We start from the raw sequence: 17,042 nt of genomic DNA on the forward strand, positions 1-17,042 counted from the left end.
ACTGTGCTGTGATCTTCGGTGTGGAGGAGAAACCCCTGACCCGGGTGCTGCCGCCGGTGATCGCGCTGGCACTGGCCGCGGGTGCCGGGCTCGCGTTCTTCATCGCCGTGCTCGTCCGGCCGCCCGAGTTGCCGGTGGACCCGAACCCGGCGCCGCTGGCCGGGCACACGCTCTGCGCGGCGGTCGTGGTGACGTATTCGTCCGAAGAGGACATGCGGGCCGCGGTGCCGTCCTTCCGCGGCGACCCGAAGGTCCGGCGGGTGTTCGTGGACCCGCCGTCGGTCTCCCTGCTCGCCGTCCCGGGTACCGACCTGAAGGCGTGGGCGCAGGAGCTGCACGCCCGCTACCGGACCGCCGAGCGGGTGACGGTGATCGATTCGGACGCGACGGCGGCGCAGCTGAAACTCACTGCGCCGCCGCCGAAGTGCCCTCGAGAGGGCGAGTACTAGCGAGCCGGGACCGAAGCCACGCCCGGGGCGAGGAACGGCTTGCCGTTCACCCGCTCGGACACACCGGAGCGGTCCAGGTACGGCGTGATGCCGCCGTTCCAGAACGGCCAGCCCGCGCCCAGGATCAGGCACAGGTCGATGTCCTGCGCCTCGGCGACCACGCCCTCGTCGAGCATGATCCGGATCTCCTCGGCGATCGCGGACAGGGCCCGCTCGCGCACCTGCTCGGAGGTGGACGGCTTGTCGCCCTGCGTCCACAGCTCGGCGACCTCCGGGTCGACCGAGGCGTTGCCCTGGGCGTCCCAGATCCAGACGCCCTTCTTGCCCGCCTTGACGAACTTGGCGAGGTTGTCGGACACGGTGAAGCGGTCCGGGAAGGACTCGTGCAGCGTCTCGCCGACGTGCAGCGCGATGGCCGGGCCGACGAGCTGCATCAGTGTCAGCGGCGTCATCGGCAGGCCCAGCGGTTCCAGGGCCTTGTCGGCGACCTCGAACGGCGTGCCCTCGTCGACGGTGACCAGCACCTCGCCGAGGAAGCGCAGCAGCAGCCGGTTCACGACGAACGCCGAGGCGTCCTTCACCAGCACGCTGGACTTCTTCAGCTGCTTGCCGACCGAGAACGCCGTCGCCAGGGCCGCGTCGTCGGTCCGCTCGCCGCGGACGATCTCCAGCAGCGGCAGCACGGCCACCGGGTTGAAGAAGTGGAAGCCGACGACCCGCTCGGGGTGCTGCAGCTTCGACGCCATCGCGGTGATCGACAGCGACGAGGTGTTCGTCGCCAGGATCGCCTCGGGCTTGACGTGCTGCTCCAGCTCCGCGAACACCTGCTGCTTGACGCCCAGCTCCTCGAACACGGCCTCGATGACGAAGTCGGCGTCGGCGAACGCGGCCTTGTCGAGCGAGCCGGAGACCAGCGCCTTGAGCCGGTTGGCGCTGTCCGGGGAGACGCGCTTCTTGGCCAGCAGCTTGTCGATCTCGGCGTGGACGTAGCCGACGCCCTTGTCGACGCGCTCTTGGTCGACGTCGGTCAGCACGACCGGCACCTTGAGGCGGCGCACGAACAGCAGCGCGAGCTGGCTGGCCATCAGGCCGGCGCCGACGATGCCGACCTTGTTCACCTTGCGGGCCAGCGACTTGTCCGGCGCGCCGGCCGGTCGCTTGGCGCGCTTGTTGACCAGGTTGAACGAGTACAGCCCGGCGCGCAGGACGTCGGACATGAGCAGCTCGGCGAGGCCGTCGGTCTCGGCCGCGTAACCCCGGTCGAGGTCGTTTTCGCGGGCCAGTTCGAGCAGCTCGACGGCCTTGGTGGCGCCCGGCGACGCGCCGTGCGTGCGGCCATCCACAATGGACTTCGCGCGGGCGATGGCCGCGTCCCACGCCTCGCCGCGGTCGATCTCCCGGCGGGCCGGGGTGATTTCGCCGTTGACCACGCGAGCCAGCCACAGCAGCGACTGCTCGAGGTAGTCGGCCGAGCCGAAGACGGCGTCGACGATGCCGAGCTCGGCCGTCTGCTTGACGTTGAGCATCTTGTTCTGCGCCAGGGCGTTCTCGATGATCACCGTGACGGCGGCGTCCGCGCCGATCAGGTTCGGCAGCAGCTGCGTGCCGCCCCAGCCCGGGAAGAGGCCGAGGAAGACCTCGGGGAACGCGATCGCCGCGGTGTTCTCCGACAGCGTCCGGTAGTGGCAGGACAGCGCCAGCTCCAGGCCGCCGCCCATGACCGCGCCGTTGACGAACCCGAAGGTCGGGATCTTCGACTCGGTGAGGCGGCGGAACACGTCGTGCCCGGTCTGGGCGATCTCGCGCGCCAGCTTCGGGTCGCTCACGGACTCGACGCCCGAGAGGTCGGCGCCGACGGCGAAGATGAACGGCTTGCCGGTGACGGCGATCGCGGCCGGCTCGGCCTCGAACGCTTTGTCCAGCGCGGCGTTCAGGGAGACGAGCCCCTGCGGGCCGAAGGTGTTCGGCCGGGTGTGGTCGTGGCCGTTGTCGAGCGTGATGAGCGCGACGGGCTTCTCGAGCCCGGGCACCTTCACCAGGCGCGTCACGGCGTGCGTGACGACCTCGTCCGGGAAGGCGGCCTTCGCTTCTTCAGCGGTGAAAGTCATTTACTTCGCCCCCTCGAAGGCCGGGTTCTCCCAGATCACGGTGCCGCCCATGCCGATGCCGATGCACATCGTGGTCATGCCGTACCGCACGTCGGGCCGCTCGGCGAACTGGCGGGCCAGCTGCGTCATGAGCCGGACGCCGGACGAGGCCAGCGGGTGGCCACAGGCGATGGCGCCGCCCCACTGGTTGACGCGCGGGTCTTCGTCGTCGATGCCGAAGTGGTCGAGGAAGGCCAGCACCTGCACGGCGAAGGCTTCGTTGATCTCGAAGAGGCCGATGTCGTCGATGGTCAGGCCGGTGCGCTTGAACAGCTTCTCGGTGGCCGGCACCGGGCCGATGCCCATGACCTCCGGCTCGACGCCGGCGAAGGAGTAGCCGACCAGCCGCATGGCGACCGGCAGGCCCAGCTCGCGGGCGGTTTCCTCGTCGGCGAGGATCGACGCGGTGGCGCCGTCGTTGAGGCCGGCCGCGTTGCCGGCGGTGATCCGGCCGAACGGGCGGAACGGCGTCTTGAGGTTCGCCAGCTGCTCGACGGTGGTGCCCGGCCGCGGCGGTTCGTCCTCGGTGGCGAGACCCCAGCCGAGTTCCTTCGACCGGGTGGCGACCGGGACCAGCTCGGGGCCGATCTTGCCGGTCTTGACGGCTTCGGCGTAGCGCTCCTGGCTGCGCGCGGCGTAGGCGTCGGTGCGCTGCTTGGTGATCGCGGGGAACCGGTCGTGCAGGTTCTCGGCGGTCTGGCCCATCACGAGCGCGGTCGGGTCGACGAGCTTGTCGGCGATGATCCGCGGGTTCGGGTCGACGCCCTCGCCCATCGGGTGGCGGCCCATGTGCTCGACGCCACCGGCGATGGCGATGTCGTAGGCGCCGAAGCCGATGCCGGACGCGGCGGTGGTGACGGCCGTCATCGCGCCGGCGCACATGCGGTCGATGGCGAAGCCGGGCACGGACTTGGGCAGCCCGGCCAGCAGCGCGGCGGTGCGGCCGATGGTCAGGCCCTGGTCGCCGGTCTGGGTGGTGGCGGCGATGGCCACCTCGTCGACGCGCTCGGGCGGCAGTTCGGGGTGCCGCCGCAGCAGCTCGCGGATGGCGTTGACGACCAGGTCGTCGGCCCGGGTCCCGGCGTACATGCCCTTGTCGCCGGCCTTGCCGAAGGGGGTGCGGACCCCCTCGACGAAGGCGACATTGCGCACGCCTCGCGCGGTCGGCGCGAGCGGCGTTGCTGGTGCGGCCACGAATGCTCCATGAAGTAGACAGTTTTCGGGGGTCCGGGTGGCGGAGCCCCCGGCCCGGGGCGGAGCCCCGGTTGTTACAGGTGTTGACCGCACGATAGCCCTTGTTACCCACCGGTAACCAGTGGTGTGGCCCGGTCGAGTGGGCTACGGCACACTCTTGGGCTTCATCGTCCCTCCCTTGATGAGCCAAGCGACGCCGAACGCTTCCACGGCGACGGCCTCCAGCCACAGCGCCGGGTGCAGCGACGGCGCGATGGCGAGGTACTTGGCCAGGGCGATCAGCACCAGGCAGGCGAGGATCGCGCCGCCGCAGACGCGGTAGACGACGCTCGTGCCCGGAGACTGCTCGCCGTCGTGGGGGAACAGGCGGAGGCAGAAGTAGGCGAGGGAGAGGAAGAACACCGCCGCGAAGGCGAGGTGCAGGACGCCCGTCGTCCGGTCCCAGGCCGTCACGTCGTGGTCCGGGGTGGTCGGGAAGAGCGCCAGCCCGATCGCGCCCAGCCCGGCGACCGTGCTGGCGACGTTGTCGACGTAGTCGTGGCCGTAGTAGGCGAGGAGGAACACCCCGACCGCGCACATGGCGCCGACGAGGACGTCCCGCAGGTCGGTGTAGTAGTAGCCGCTCAGCGAGCCGATGAGGTCCCCGCCCTGGACGAGCTGCTTGCCGAGGATGAGCACGACCGGCAGGGCCAGGCCGACGAGCCCGATGGCGCGCCGGAGGAAGAGGTACGAGTGGACGAGGGTTTCCTGCGGGGATGTGGTCGCCGTGGTCATGGCCGCCTCCGGGGGTCACTGACGTGAATCGGCGTCCAGGTGCCCACGGATGAGGCTTGTTACCGCGGAGTTGCCCAAGTTCTCAGCTGATCGTTACGCAGCTCGGCGAAGGTGCCGTCGCGGTGGGCGATGGGGTGGAACCCGGGGGCGAAGCCGACACGGGCGCCCTCGGCCGGGTCCCAGACCTCGAGCCCGGCTTCGGCGGCGACGTACAGCAGGCCGTCGTGGGCCCACATCCGCCCGGCGGGCCCGGCGAACATCCCGGTGCGGCGCCCGGTCTCGGCGTCGCGCAGCTCGATGCCGCCGAGGGGCGGCTCGGCACCTTGCAGGGCCACGGTGTTTTCGTCGAGCCAGGCGATCGGGGTGTCCCAGACGTCGTCGCGATCGGCGAGGTGGCGCCCGTGTTCGGGGGCGTGCCGGTCGCCCGCGAGCCACGCCGCGCAGTCGATGATCAGCGGGACACCCACCGGGTGCCAGGCCCAGCCGTCGGTGAGCAGCGCACGGCCGGACGGACTGGGCAGCAAGGCGCCGAAGTAGTAGTCGAGGTAGTGCTCGGGGTTCTCGTCGCGGGTCGTGGGGCGCTCGGTGAGCAGGCGGCCGGTGGCCGCGTCGAAGACGTCGAGCCGGTTCGAGTCGGTGGCCGCGACGAACCTGTCCCCGTCGAGGAAGGCGAACGGGAAGCGGGTCCACTCGTTGTCGTCCCAGTCACGGTCGAGGTCGAGCACGGTGACCCACTCCGCCAGGTCGACGACCGTGCCGTACTGCCCGTAGTCCGAGACGATCGCCGCGAACCGCCCGTCGCGCGAAGCGTGCAGTACGGGGCCGCGAGGCCGCTCCGGCCCGTCGTTCCGCTCGACGTCACGCTCCTCGGGCAGCACAACCGGCCCGAGGAGCCACTGGTCCTCGTGGTCGATCCGGACGAAACCCGCTTCGGTGAGCGCGAGCCAGCCGCCCGGCACCGGCACGAGGCACCGGTCGTTCAGCGTGCGCACCGGGCACGGACGCGTCGTCCAGGTGCCGCCGAGCGGGCCGCCCGGATGAACTATCACCACTTCAGTGTCGACCGGCGGCGCAACCGGTTTACCGGACGCCGAGGTGCGCCAGCCAGCCGCCCTTCGCCGAGATGTCCTCCGCTCCCTCCGTCGCCTCCGGCTCGCAGAGGAAGCCCGGCACCCGCGTGCCGTCCGCCAGTTCGAGCTTGCCGATGGCCAGGGGGGCCGGGATCCCCGCCACGAACTCGCCGAACCCCGCGACCGGCAGCTCCCAGACCTCCGCGGCCAGCGAAACACCGCCGGACGCGACCCGCACCAGTCCCGGCTTCGGCGGCACCGTGTCCAGTGCGTACAAGCGGTACGACGCCGCCGTCGAAACCGCGGACACGAACCGGCCGCCGCGGGACGTGAGCTCGTGGTTCAGGGGCTGACCCCGCAAGTGCGCCCCCACCACCACGATCGGGATGCGTGCGCGCCGCAGTCCGGCCAAGGCCGCCAGCTTCAGGTCGTCGTGCGGGGCGCCGAGGAACATCACGCCGAACGGGCGCCCGGCCACCGAGCCCGCCGGGACGGCCAGCGCCGGCAGCCCGAACAGGTTGGTGGAGTTGGTGAACCGGCCCAGCCGGGCGTTGACCGCGACCGGGTCCGCCGCCACTTCCGCCAGAGTCGGGTGCTCGGTCGTCGTCGGGACCAGCAGTGCGTCGACGCCGGCCAGCGCGGCCAGTGCCTCCGCCCGCAGGCCGGCCAGCGCCGCCTGGTCGGCGAACAGCCGGTGGGCCCGGATGTCCCCGGCCGGCGAGATGATCGAGCGCACGACCGGGTCGACGGCGTCCGGGTGAGCGTCGATGAACTCGCCGACCGCGGTGTACCGCTCGGCGACGAACGCGCCGCCGTACAACAGCCGTGCCGCCTCCAGGAACGCCGAGATGTCCACAGTGGTCACTTCGGCACCCGCCGCGGCGTAGTCCGACACCGCGGCGTCGAACGCCTCCGCCCAGCCGGGAGCCAGCGGGCCCAGCTGGTCCGGGGCGGGGACGCCGAGCCGGAACCGTCCCGTGTGCACCTGCGCGGGCTCGGCCAGGCAGGTCAGCGCGAACGACGCTTCTTCGACCGTCCGCGCGAACAGCGACACGCAGTCGATGCTCGCGCACGCCGGCACGACGCCCTCGGTCGGCAGGAGGCCCGGAGTCGGCTTGAGCCCGACGATCCCGTTGAACGCCGCCGGCACCCGCCCCGAGCCCGCGGTGTCCGTGCCCAGCGCCAGATCGACGATGCCCAGCGCGACCGCCACCGCCGAGCCCGAGCTGGATCCGCCGGACACGTAAGCCGGGTCCACGGCGTTGCGGACCGCGCCGTACGGGCTGCGCGTCCCGACCAGGCCGGTCGCGAACTGGTCCAGGTTCGTCGTGCCGAGCACCAGCGCCCCGGCCGCGCGCAGCCGTGCGACGACCGGCGCGTCGGCTTCCGGCTTGTACGCGTAGTCCGGGCAGCCCGCCGTCGTCGGCAGCCCCGCGACGTCGATGTTGCCCTTGACGGCCACGAGTTTCCCGGCCAGCGGCAAGCCGTGTTCGGCCAGCGCGGCGGCTTCGGCCAGAACGTCGGCTTCCGGCCGCAGGTCGATCCAGATCTCCGGCCGGTCCACCTGCTCGATGCGCCGGTACGCGGCCCGCACCCGCTCCTCGGCCGCGCTCATCCGAGCACCACCAGCGGCGTGCCGGGCGCCACCTGATCACCGGGGGACACGAGCACTTCGACCACCTCACCGCTCGCCGGCGCGGGGATCCGCGCCTCGGTCTTCATCGCTTCCAGCGTCACCAGCGACTGCGCGTCGTCGACGCGCTCGCCCGCGGTGACGTCGACCCGCCACACCGTCGCCGCGAACGGCGCCTCCACGACGTGCCCGCCCGGCGGCGCCTCGACCCGGGCCGGCGGCCGGGTGACCGGCTCCGGTTTCGGGTCGAACTCGCCCGCCGCCGCCCACGCCCGCCGCTCCGCTTCGAACGCCGCCGCCTGCGTCGCCCGGAACCCGGCGATGCTTTCGGCGTTGTCCGCGAGGAACTTCTGATAGTCCGCCAGGGCGAAGGAGCCTTCGGTGGTGTCGAGTTCAAGCTGCCCGGACGCGCTGCGGGCCCGCAGGTCCAGCAGCTCCTCGGCCGACACGGGGTACCAGGAGATCCGGTCGAAGAACCGCAGGTTCCACGGCCGGTCCTCGCCGCGCCAGCTGTTCCACACCTGGACCGTCCGCCCGACGAACTGGTAGCCGCCCGGGCCTTCCATGCCGTAGATGCACAGGTAGGCGCCGCCGATGCCGACGGAGTTCTCCGCCGTCCACGTCCGCGCCGGGTTGTACTTCGTCGTCACCAGGCGGTGGCGCGGGTCCAGCGGCGTCGCCACCGGCGCCCCGAGGTAGACGTCGCCGAGGCCGAGGACGAGGTACTCCGCGTCGAACACCGTCCGGTAGACGTCGTCCACACCGGACAGACCGTTGACGCGCCGGATGAACTCGATGTTCCACGGGCACCACGGCGCGTCGTCGCGCACGCCGGTCATGTACCGCTCGATCGCCTCGCGCGTCGCGGGGTCGTCCCACGACAGCGGCAGCCGGACGCTGCGGCTCGGCACCACGAGGTCGTGCGTCGGCGGCAGGTCCCGCTCCAGCTCGCGCACCAGCCCGAGCGCCTTGCCGACCGGCAGCGCGTCCGGGTCGACGTGCACCTGGAGCGACCGGATACCCGGCGTCAGGTCCACGATCCCCGGCACGCCTTCGGCTGTCAGGCGCTCGGCCAGCGCGTGCACCCGCATCCGCAGCGCGAGGTCGAGCTTCATCTCGCCGTACTCGACGAGCAGGTTGTCGTCGCCGCTGCGGCGGTAGGTGACCGACGGCTCCTCCTCCGAAGCGGACAGCCGGGCGAGGACACCGTCGTCGTCGCGTGCGGGCCGGCTCGGTTCGACCGCCGACGCCGGCCGCGTCCGCAGCGCCGCCGCGTGATCGGTGCCGATCGGCACGAACCGCACGGTGTCGCCCGGCCGCAGCTGCCCGAGCTTCCACCGCTCGCCGGTGGCGACCGTCGCCGGGCAGACGAACCCGCCCAGGCTGGGCCCGTCCGGGCCGAGCAGGATCGGCAGGTCACCGGTGTAGTCGACGGCGCCGATCGCGTACGGCGTGTCGTGGATGTTCGACGGGTGCAGGCCCGCTTCGCCACCGTCGGCGCGGGACCATCCGGGCCGCGGGCCGACGAGCCGGACACCGGTGCGCGCCGAGTTGAAATGCACCTGCCAGTCCGTGGCGTAGAACGTGTCGACGTCGTCCGGGGTGAAGAACTCCGGGGCCGCGTGCGGTCCTTCGAGCGCGCCGATCGTCCAGTGGGCGGCGAACTCCGGCCGGTCGGCGGCCGGCACCGGGCCCACGACCGGGTCCGCGGGGGCCGGGCCGGGGCGCAGGACGTCCCCGGCGGCCAGCGCGCGGCCGCCGTGCCCGCCGAACTTCCCCAGCGTGAACGTCGCCGCGCTGCCGAGGAACTCCGGCACGTCGACGCCGCCGCGCACCAGGACGTAGCTGCGCAGCCCGGCCGTGCACGCCCGGACGTCCAGCGTCGCGCCCGCCGGCACTTCGACGGGTGTCCACAACGGAACCTCGGCGCCGTCGGCCAGCACGGTCGCCGGCGCGCCGGCGACGCACACCTCGGTGGCGTGCGAAAACCGCAGCGCGACGCCGTCCACAGTGCACTCCAGGCCGGGTGCGCCCTCCGGGTTGCCGAGCGCGAGGTTGCCCAGCCGCAGCGAACGGTCGTCCATCGGCCCGCTCGGCGGCACCCCGACGGCCCAGAACCCGGTGCGGCCCGGCCAGTCCTGCACGGTCGTCATCGTCCCGCCGCGCAGGACGTCGATCCTCGGCTCGGCGTCCTCGACTTCGTCCAAAGTGGACGTGTCGTGCGCGGCGGTGCCGAACGCCGTCGCGGCGGCCGCCGCGCGCAGCTGTCCCAGGTTGGTCTGCACCCCGTCGAACCGGGTCGCGGCGAGCGCTTCCCGCAGGTTCGCCAGCGCCTCGGCGCGGTCGGCGCCGGCGCAGATCACCTTGGCCAGCAACGGGTCGTAGTGCGTGGTGACGGTCGCGCCCGGTTCGACCCAGGTGTCCACCCGCGTGTCCGCGGGCAGCGTGACCCGGGTGACGAGACCCGCGCTCGGCCGGTGCCCCGCGCCCGGGTCCTCGGCGTACACGCGCGCTTCGACGGCGTGGCCGCGGGCGACCGGGATCGCACGGAACATCGCGCGGTCACCCTGGGCGAGCCGCAGCATCCAGGCGACCAGGTCGACGCCGTAGACCGCCTCCGTGACCGGGTGCTCGACCTGCAGCCGCGTGTTGACCTCGAGGAACGCCGCCTCGCCGCGTTCGGGGTCGTAGACGTATTCGACGGTGCCCGCGGAGCGGTACCGCACCGACGAGCACAGCGCGACGGCGGACGCCACCAAGCGTTCCCGGACGGCGTCGGGCAGGTCCGGCGCCGGGCACTCCTCGACGACCTTCTGGTTGCGCCGCTGCAGTGAGCAGTCGCGCGTGCCCAGGGCCAGCACCTCGCCGAAGCCGTCGCCGAACACCTGGACCTCGACGTGCCGCGCGCGGGTCACCAGGCGCTCGAGGAAGACGCCGGAGCTGGCGAAGCTCTTGGCCGCGACGCTGCGCACGGTGTCCCAGGCGGCGCGCAGCTCGTCCGGCGACGCGCAGGCGCGCATCCCGATCCCGCCACCGCCGCCGGTCGCCTTGAGCATCACCGGGTAGCCGATGTCCGCCGCGCGGGCCAGCGCCTCCTCCACGTCGGGCAGCAGGCCGGTGCCGGCCAGCAGCGGCACGCCCGCCGCGATCGCCGCCTCACGCGCGGTGTGCTTGCTGCCGAACACCTCCAGGTGCTCCGGGGCGGGCCCGGCGAACGCGATCCCGGCGTCTTCACAGGCACGCGCGAACGCCGCGTCCTCCGAGAGGAAGCCGTAGCCGGGGTGGATCGCGTCGCAGCTGGTCTCCAGGGCCGCGGCGATGATCGCGCCGGCCCGCAGGTAGCTTTCCGCCGCGGGGGCCGGGCCGAGCCGGACGGCCCGGTCGGCGAGCCGCACGTGCGGGGCGAGGCGATCGGCGTCGGAGTACACCGCGACGGTTTCGAGACCCAGTTCCTTCGCGCTGCGCAGGATCCGGACCGCGATCTCGCCGCGGTTGGCGACGAGCAGCCTCACGCGCCGACTCCCGGGGAGATGACGACCATCCGCACCGGCGTCGGGTCGAACCCGTTGCACGGGTTGTTGATCTGCGGGCAGTTCGACACGAGGACCAGCACGTCGGTCTCCGCGCGCAGGCGCACTTCCAGTCCCGGCGCGGAGATGCCGTCGACGATGCCGAGCGTGCCGTCTTCTTCGACCGGCACGTTCATGTACCAGTTGACGTTGCTGACCAGGTCGCGCTTGCCCAGGCCCCACTTGGCGCCTTCGATGAGGAAGTTCTCCACGCAGGCGTGCTGGTGGCGGGTGTGCTGGCCGTAGCGCAGGCTGTTGGACTCCTTGCTGCACGCGCCGCCGAGCGTGTCGTGGCGGCCGCAGGTGTCGGCGACGACGGTCAGCAGCGGCGCGCCCTCCTGGGTGCGCAGGACACTGCCGGTGGTGAGGAAGATGTTGCCTTGCGCGGCGATCGTCGCGGCCGCGCTGTAGCGCTTCGACGTGTCGTTCGCGTCGTAGCAGAGGAAGTCGACGGCCTGGTTGCCGCCGAGGTCGATGATCGCCAGCTCCTGGCCCTGCTGCAGCACCGTCGAATACGGCGCCCGCGCGGGGACGTCGACGCTGACTTCCAGCTGGGACTCGTACGCTGTGCTCATGCGATCCCCCGTGCGGTCAGGTAGTCGGCGGTGTTCTCGAACGCGCGCTGTGCTTCCGGGGTGTGTGTCCACTCCGGACTGTCCGGGGTGGTCGGCCGGTCGCGCCAGGCGACGACTTCGAGGTTGCTCACGGTGTAGTCCGGGCGCGGGTCGATCGGGTGGGCGACGTTGGCGAGCAGCACGATCGACGGGATCTCGATCCGCAGGTCGACCGCGCTGCCGGCGCCGGCGGAGCCGGTGAACTCCAGGCTGCCGTCCGGCCGGACCCGCACGCCCTGGAAGAACGACAGGCTCGGCGGCAGGTCCCGCGGGCCCAGGCCGTTCTTGGCCGCCGCCAGCGTGAACAGCGGCAGTCCGGCGGGGGAGGGGCCTTCGGGGGCGCCGCTGCCGTAGCGCTCGGTGTTGCCGTCCACAGTGGACGTCCCGCAGAGGGCGTCGTGCCGCCCGCTCTCGTCCTCGACGATCGTGGCGAGCACCCGGCCCTGGTCGGACAGCAGCGCCGCCGACTCGCCGACGTAGGCGTTCCACTGCACCTTCACCGTGTCGGCGACGTTCAGCCGCTCCCACGGCTGATCGGCGTTGAACAGCAGCAGGTGCGCGCAGGCGTCGCCGTCGACGTCGGTCAGCCGCAGCCGCGTGCCCCGGGCCAGCACCTTGTGCGTGTACCCGCCGCCGGCCACGGTTTCGGCCCAGGTCAGCGCCTCGGGGGCGACCTCGGGCGGCGGTGACGGCCAGGTGCTCGCCGGGATCGACGGCATCGTGTCGACCACGGTGCCGGCCTGGGCGCGGGCGTGGTCGCGCGCTCCGTAGGTCGTCGCGGTGGTGCTCATGGTCGTCCTCTCTCAGGTCGCGGGCTCGAGGGCGGGAGCGGGGCGCAGCCGCAGCCAGCAGAGCCAGCCGATCACCAGTGCGCCGCCGACGAACTCTATCGGGAACAAGAGCATCCAGGGGGAGCCCGAACCGGCGAGATCGTAGATCTCCGCACGCGGCCAGGCGATGTTCACGATCATGCCGATCCCGTACAGGACCGCTGCCCCGTTCAGCGGAACGCCCCAGCGACCGAGGGAGAACCGGCCCGGCTCGGCCGGGAACCGCCCGCGCAGCCGGTTCATCAGCAGCGGCCCGGTCACCAGCAGGTAGGCCAGGTAGACGACCACCACCGACGTCCCGGTGATCGTGCTGAACAGCGTCGGGTTGCCGACGTTGAGCAGCAGCAGCCCGATGGCGAGCGCGCCCGACAGCAACGCGGGCGCGACCGGCGTCCCGGTGCGCGGGCTGACCCCGGCGAGGCGGGCGGACGCGGGGAGCGCGCCGTCGCGGGCCATCGCGTAGATCAGCCGGACGGTGCCGGTCTGGATGGTCAGGGTGCAGACGACGACGGCGATCGCGACGTCGGCGAGGAAGACCCGGCCGAGGGTGTCGCCGAAGACGGCGGTGATCACGTACGGCAGGCCGTGGCCGGCGAGCTGCCCGTCGGTGAGGCTCGGCGCGGCCATCAACGCGGTGACGACCACGGCGAGGCCGCCGATCCCGGAGACGAGCACGGCGCGCAGCACCGCCCGGGGAGCCGCCTTGCGCGCGTCCTTCGTCTCCTCGGCGACCGATGCGGCGGTGTCGAAGCCGTAGAGCACGTACGCCGCCATGAGTGCCGAAGCGAGCACGCCGCCGATCCCGGCGCCGGTGCCGGGCGCGTCGTGCAGCACCACCTGCGGACCGCGGACGGCGAACAGCGCCAGCCCGGAGATGAGGACGAGGACACCGAGGAGTTCGGCCGCGACGCCGACGTCGTTGATCCGCGCCATCAGCCGGACGCCGCCGGTGTTGACCGCGGTGGTGAAGACGAGCAGCAGGGTGCCGAGCAGCACGGCGTTGGCCGCGCCGGACGGCGACGTCACCGACGGATCGCCGCCGACGAACTGGAAGCCGTCCCACACCGAGGGGAGCACGACCTGCAGCGCGATCGCGGCCGCGGCGAGGGCGACGATGCAGCCGAGCAGCATCATCCAGCCGGCCAGCCAGCCGAGGAAGCCCTTGCTGAGCTGTTTCGCCCACTGGTACACGGATCCGGCGAGCGGGTAGCGGGCGGCGAGCTCGGCGAACATCAGCGCGACGAGCAGTTGACCCCCCAGGACGACCGGCCACGTCCAGAAGAAGAGCGGTCCGCCGAAGGTGTAGCCGAAGCCGAAGAGCTGGAAGACGGTGGTGAGGATGGAGACGAAGGAGAAGCCGGCGGCGAAGGCGGAGAACCCGCCCAGCGACCGGCGGAGCTCCTGGCGGTAACCGAAGGCGGCGAGTTCGTCGGGTGGCGTCATGCGGGGCTCCTTGTTTCGATCGCTCGACAGAAATTAGGTCTCGGCCGCGACGTGATGATCTCCGCCGTGTTAGAGACCGGTTAACGCCCGGACCGACACGGCGTCAATGACGACATCCGGGCGTAACCGCGCCTCCGTGCGCGTGTCGCGGCGGCGGACCTGGCAAGATCACGTCCGTGGGCAATGGGTCGGGAGTCGGCAGGCCGAGGGCGAGCGGAGCGGCGGCGAACCGCCCGGACGCGCGCCAGGCGGTGCTCGAGGCGGCGGGTGAGCTGTTCACCGGAGCCGGGTACGCGGCCACGACGACCAGAGCGATCGCCGAACGCGCGGGCTTGCGCCAGGCGTCGCTCTACTACCACTTCCCGGCGAAGGAAGACATCCTCGCGGCCCTGCTGGCCGAGACGGTCCGCCCGTCACTGGCCCTGGCGGCCCGCCTCGTCGCGGGCGCGGCCCCGGCGGCGGTCCGGTTGTGGGCACTGGCGTACGCGGACATCGGCCTGCTCGGCGGAGCCCGGCACAACCTGGGCGCGTTGTACCTGCTGCCCGAGGTCGGTTCGCCCAACCTGGCGAGGTTCCGCGTCGAGCGAGCGGAACTGAAGGCGGCGTACGGCCGGCTGGTGGCGGCTTCGGGCGTGGCACCTCCGGCCGTCGCGATCCGGACGGACCTGGTGTTCGGCTTGGTGGAGAGCATCGCGGTGATCCGCCGCGACGACCCGGCGCTGGACGTCGAGGCCCACGTGCGCGAGGGAGCCGACGGAGTGGTCCGGCTGGTGGGAGCGGAGCCGGCGGACGAGCTGCGCGCGGAGGCGCACCGGCTGCTGGCGACCCTCGCGGACTAGCGGACCGCGCCGGGACGGGAGCCGCAGCCGCTCAGCAGGCTGCTGATGATCCGGGACAGTTCGCGCATCGTGCGCATACCCAGCTGCATCGACTGCGCCCCGACACGCAGGGGGCGGATCGCCGCGCGCAGGGGCGCGTTGATCGCTTCCAGCGGGCGGATCTGCGTCAGGAACTCGGTGATCCGGGCCTCCAGCGCCATCAGCCCGGTCAGCATTTCGACGAATTCGTCGTATTCGCGGCGCGCGCGGTCCAGCAGCTCCGATGTCATGTGCGAGTCCATCAGGCGCATGTACGAACGGATCGTCGAATCGGTTTCCGCCACTGTGGTCTCGAACGCCGTGCCGACCTGCTGGATGTTGACCGCCATCGGTTTGATCGCGTCGGCCGCGCGGACCACCCGCGCCTTGATCGCTTCCGGGCGCAGCCCGGCCACGTCGCCGGTCAGCTGGCGCATTTCCTCGCCCAGCTCGTCGAGCGAGTGGCTGATCGCGTCGAACTGCCGTTCCAGCAGCACGCCGATCTTCGTGAGGTTTTCCTTGTATTCCTGGAGCCGCGGCCCGTCCCGTTCCGGGGGGACGCCGGCGAGGAGCAGCCGGTCGCACTTCTTGAGCTTTTCCAGGGTCGCCTCCGCGGAGCGGATCGCCCTGATCAGCTTGTCCGCCACCACGTCCATCGTGCGCCGCCATTCCGCGGTGCCGGCGCCGGCCAGCACGGCGTCCTTGATGTCGACGTACTGCAGCTTCTCGATGATCCGGATGTTGGCGTCGTCGCTCTGGCCGGTGATCAGCTCGTGCCCCAGCACGATCAGGGGCAGGATCAGCTGCGTGAGGCCGAGCTCGTTCGCCTTGGCGTAGAAGGCGGTCAGCTCTTCCCGGCAGGCGCTGCTTTCGTAGAAGTAGTTCATCGAGATGACCGGGACGAACACCATCGCGGCGTTGAGCCCGTCCTGGATCTTCGTCCGCCAATCCTCGCCCCACCCGATGCTTTCGCGGTCCACGAACACTTCGACCTTGCGCCCGTGCGCCGAGGCGCAGAACTTCTCCAGCGAATTCTTGAGCGGTGTGACGAAATTCAGGAAACTGTCATCTTCATGGGTGAAGCTGAGAAAGCACTGCACGGCGGGCTGATCGGACATGAAATCGGTCATCGAGATACCTTCGGGCGGTGCGGGTTTTCCGGCGCAGCCTAGGGCAGCCGATGACCGGGGCAGAACGATTCCGGGAACTGTCCCGGATCTGTCCGTTCAGGAAGCGGTGGTCTGCAATGCCTTGCTCAGCACCGCCGCCGTCAGCTCGACCTGCCACGGCCGGGCGCCGCTCGCACGCAGGACCTCCGCCACCGAGTCCTCGTCCGTTTCGGCCGGGGGACGCCAGCACGTGCGCCGGACCAGGTCCGGCAGCAGCAGGTTCTCCACCGGGAGCCGGCGGTCCTCCGCGATGGCCGTCAAGGCCGCGCGGGCCGCCGACAAGCGGGCCGCCGCGTCCGGGTCCTTGTCCACCCAGCGGTTCACCGGGGGCGGGCCGTCCGTCGGCTGGGACGGCGACGGCAGTTCCGAAGCCGGCAGCGCGCGGGCCGCCTGCAGGTGGCGCAGCCAGCTCGCCGTGTACTTGCGCTGGACGCGGCCGCTGAACACCGGCAGCGCCTGCAGCTCTTCGACCGTCTTGGGGTCGGCCGTGACGGCGTTGACGATCGCGCTGTCCGGGAGGATCCGGCTCGGCGCGCGATCGCGTTTGCGGGCCAGCTCGTCCCGCGCCTGCCACAGTTCGCGGACGGCCGCGAGGCCGCGGGGGCTGCGGATCTTGTGCACACCGGACGTCCGGCGCCACGGCTCGGCCCGCGGGGGCGGCGGCGGGGCCGTCCGCACGAACTCGAACTCCTGCCGCGCCCACTCCAGCTTGCCCTGGGCGCCCAGCTCCGCTTCCAGCTTTTCGCGCAGCTGGACGAGCAGCTCGACGTCGAGGGCGGCGTAGTTCAGCCAGTCGACCGGCAGCGGCCGCTTCGACCAGTCGGCCGCGCTGTGGCCCTTCTCGAGGGTGTACCCCAGCAGCAGCTCGACGAGCGTCCCCAGCGCGACGCGTTCGTAGCCTGCCAGCCGGCCGGCCAGCTCGGTGTCGAACAGCGCCGCCGGGTGCAGGCCCAGCTCGGCGAGGCAGGGGAGGTCCTGGGAGGCGGCGTGCAGCACCCACTCCAGGGAATTCAGGACTTCGCGCAGCGGGGCGAGTTCGCCGTCCAGCGCGATCGGGTCGATCAGCACCGTGCCGGAACCTTCGCGGCGCAGCTGCACGAGGTAGGCCTTCGGGAAGTACCGGTAGCCGGACGCGCGTTCGGTGTCGACGGCGACCGCCCCGGAGCCCGCGGCGAGCTTCGCGCAGGCCTCGGCCAGCGCGGCCGCGTCGGTGATCACCGGGGGTGTGCCCTCGGCGGGTTCGCGTAGCAGCACAGGGCCGCCCGTGGACTCGATCTCCATCCCGGTGTCCTC

The 17,042-nt window shown here is 71.9% G+C and carries 13 protein-coding genes; 2 read left to right on the forward strand and 11 right to left on the reverse strand.

Going from position 1 to position 17,042, the window contains the following annotated elements; translation table 11 throughout:
- The first annotated feature begins 20 nt into the window (after positions 1-20).
- A complete protein-coding gene (locus QRY02_RS02660; protein WP_285989897.1) occupies positions 21-449 on the forward strand; it encodes a hypothetical protein in 429 nt (142 codons plus the stop codon).
- Here the strand turns inward: QRY02_RS02660 and QRY02_RS02665 are convergent.
- From QRY02_RS02665 to QRY02_RS02705, 9 genes are all read right to left on the reverse strand, one after another.
- Entirely contained in the window at positions 446-2,557 is a 2,112-nt protein-coding gene (locus QRY02_RS02665; RefSeq protein WP_285989898.1) for a 3-hydroxyacyl-CoA dehydrogenase NAD-binding domain-containing protein, read from the reverse strand. The two genes, QRY02_RS02660 and QRY02_RS02665, sit on opposite strands and share 4 nt — an antisense overlap.
- Positions 2,558-3,748 carry a thiolase family protein gene (locus QRY02_RS02670; protein WP_285993745.1) on the reverse strand — a complete coding sequence of 397 codons (1,191 nt, stop codon included), beginning with the start codon at positions 3,746-3,748 and terminating at the stop codon, positions 2,558-2,560.
- 186 nt (positions 3,749-3,934) lie between these two features.
- Positions 3,935-4,564: a DUF998 domain-containing protein gene (locus QRY02_RS02675; RefSeq protein WP_285989899.1), complete on the reverse strand. Its 630-nt coding sequence runs from the start codon at positions 4,562-4,564 to the stop codon at positions 3,935-3,937.
- A gap of 59 nt (positions 4,565-4,623) precedes the next feature.
- A complete protein-coding gene (locus QRY02_RS02680; protein WP_285989900.1) occupies positions 4,624-5,613 on the reverse strand; it encodes a YncE family protein in 990 nt (329 codons plus the stop codon).
- A 31-nt stretch (positions 5,614-5,644) separates the two neighbouring features.
- Complete coding sequence (locus QRY02_RS02685) at positions 5,645-7,249, reverse strand: allophanate hydrolase (RefSeq protein ID WP_285989901.1); 1,605 nt, start codon at positions 7,247-7,249, stop codon at positions 5,645-5,647.
- Complete coding sequence (gene uca / locus QRY02_RS02690) at positions 7,246-10,779, reverse strand: urea carboxylase (protein ID WP_285989902.1); 3,534 nt, start codon at positions 10,777-10,779, stop codon at positions 7,246-7,248. The genes QRY02_RS02685 and uca overlap by 4 nt, the downstream gene beginning before the upstream one ends.
- Positions 10,776-11,411: an urea amidolyase associated protein UAAP2 gene (locus QRY02_RS02695; protein WP_285989903.1), complete on the reverse strand. Its 636-nt coding sequence runs from the start codon at positions 11,409-11,411 to the stop codon at positions 10,776-10,778. The genes uca and QRY02_RS02695 overlap by 4 nt, the downstream gene beginning before the upstream one ends.
- Positions 11,408-12,241, reverse strand: coding sequence for an urea amidolyase associated protein UAAP1 (locus QRY02_RS02700; protein ID WP_285989904.1), 834 nt, complete (start codon positions 12,239-12,241; stop codon positions 11,408-11,410). The genes QRY02_RS02695 and QRY02_RS02700 overlap by 4 nt, the downstream gene beginning before the upstream one ends.
- Before the next feature lie 12 nt (positions 12,242-12,253).
- Positions 12,254-13,723: an amino acid permease gene (locus tag QRY02_RS02705; RefSeq protein ID WP_285989905.1), complete on the reverse strand. Its 1,470-nt coding sequence runs from the start codon at positions 13,721-13,723 to the stop codon at positions 12,254-12,256.
- A 176-nt stretch (positions 13,724-13,899) separates the two neighbouring features.
- Between QRY02_RS02705 and QRY02_RS02710 the strand changes: the two genes are divergently transcribed.
- Positions 13,900-14,562 carry a TetR/AcrR family transcriptional regulator gene (locus QRY02_RS02710; RefSeq protein WP_285989906.1) on the forward strand — a complete coding sequence of 221 codons (663 nt, stop codon included), beginning with the start codon at positions 13,900-13,902 and terminating at the stop codon, positions 14,560-14,562.
- On the opposite strand, the gene QRY02_RS02715 is transcribed toward QRY02_RS02710, so the two are convergent.
- A complete protein-coding gene (locus QRY02_RS02715; RefSeq protein WP_285989907.1) occupies positions 14,559-15,710 on the reverse strand; it encodes a toll/interleukin-1 receptor domain-containing protein in 1,152 nt (383 codons plus the stop codon). The genes QRY02_RS02710 and QRY02_RS02715 overlap by 4 nt on opposite strands.
- Before the next feature lie 96 nt (positions 15,711-15,806).
- Complete coding sequence (locus QRY02_RS02720) at positions 15,807-17,030, reverse strand: ribonuclease D (RefSeq protein ID WP_285993746.1); 1,224 nt, start codon at positions 17,028-17,030, stop codon at positions 15,807-15,809.
- Positions 17,031-17,042: the final 12 nt, after the last annotated feature.

The organism is Amycolatopsis sp. DG1A-15b (assembly GCF_030285645.1).
In the GTDB taxonomy this organism is placed as follows: domain Bacteria; phylum Actinomycetota; class Actinomycetes; order Mycobacteriales; family Pseudonocardiaceae; genus Amycolatopsis.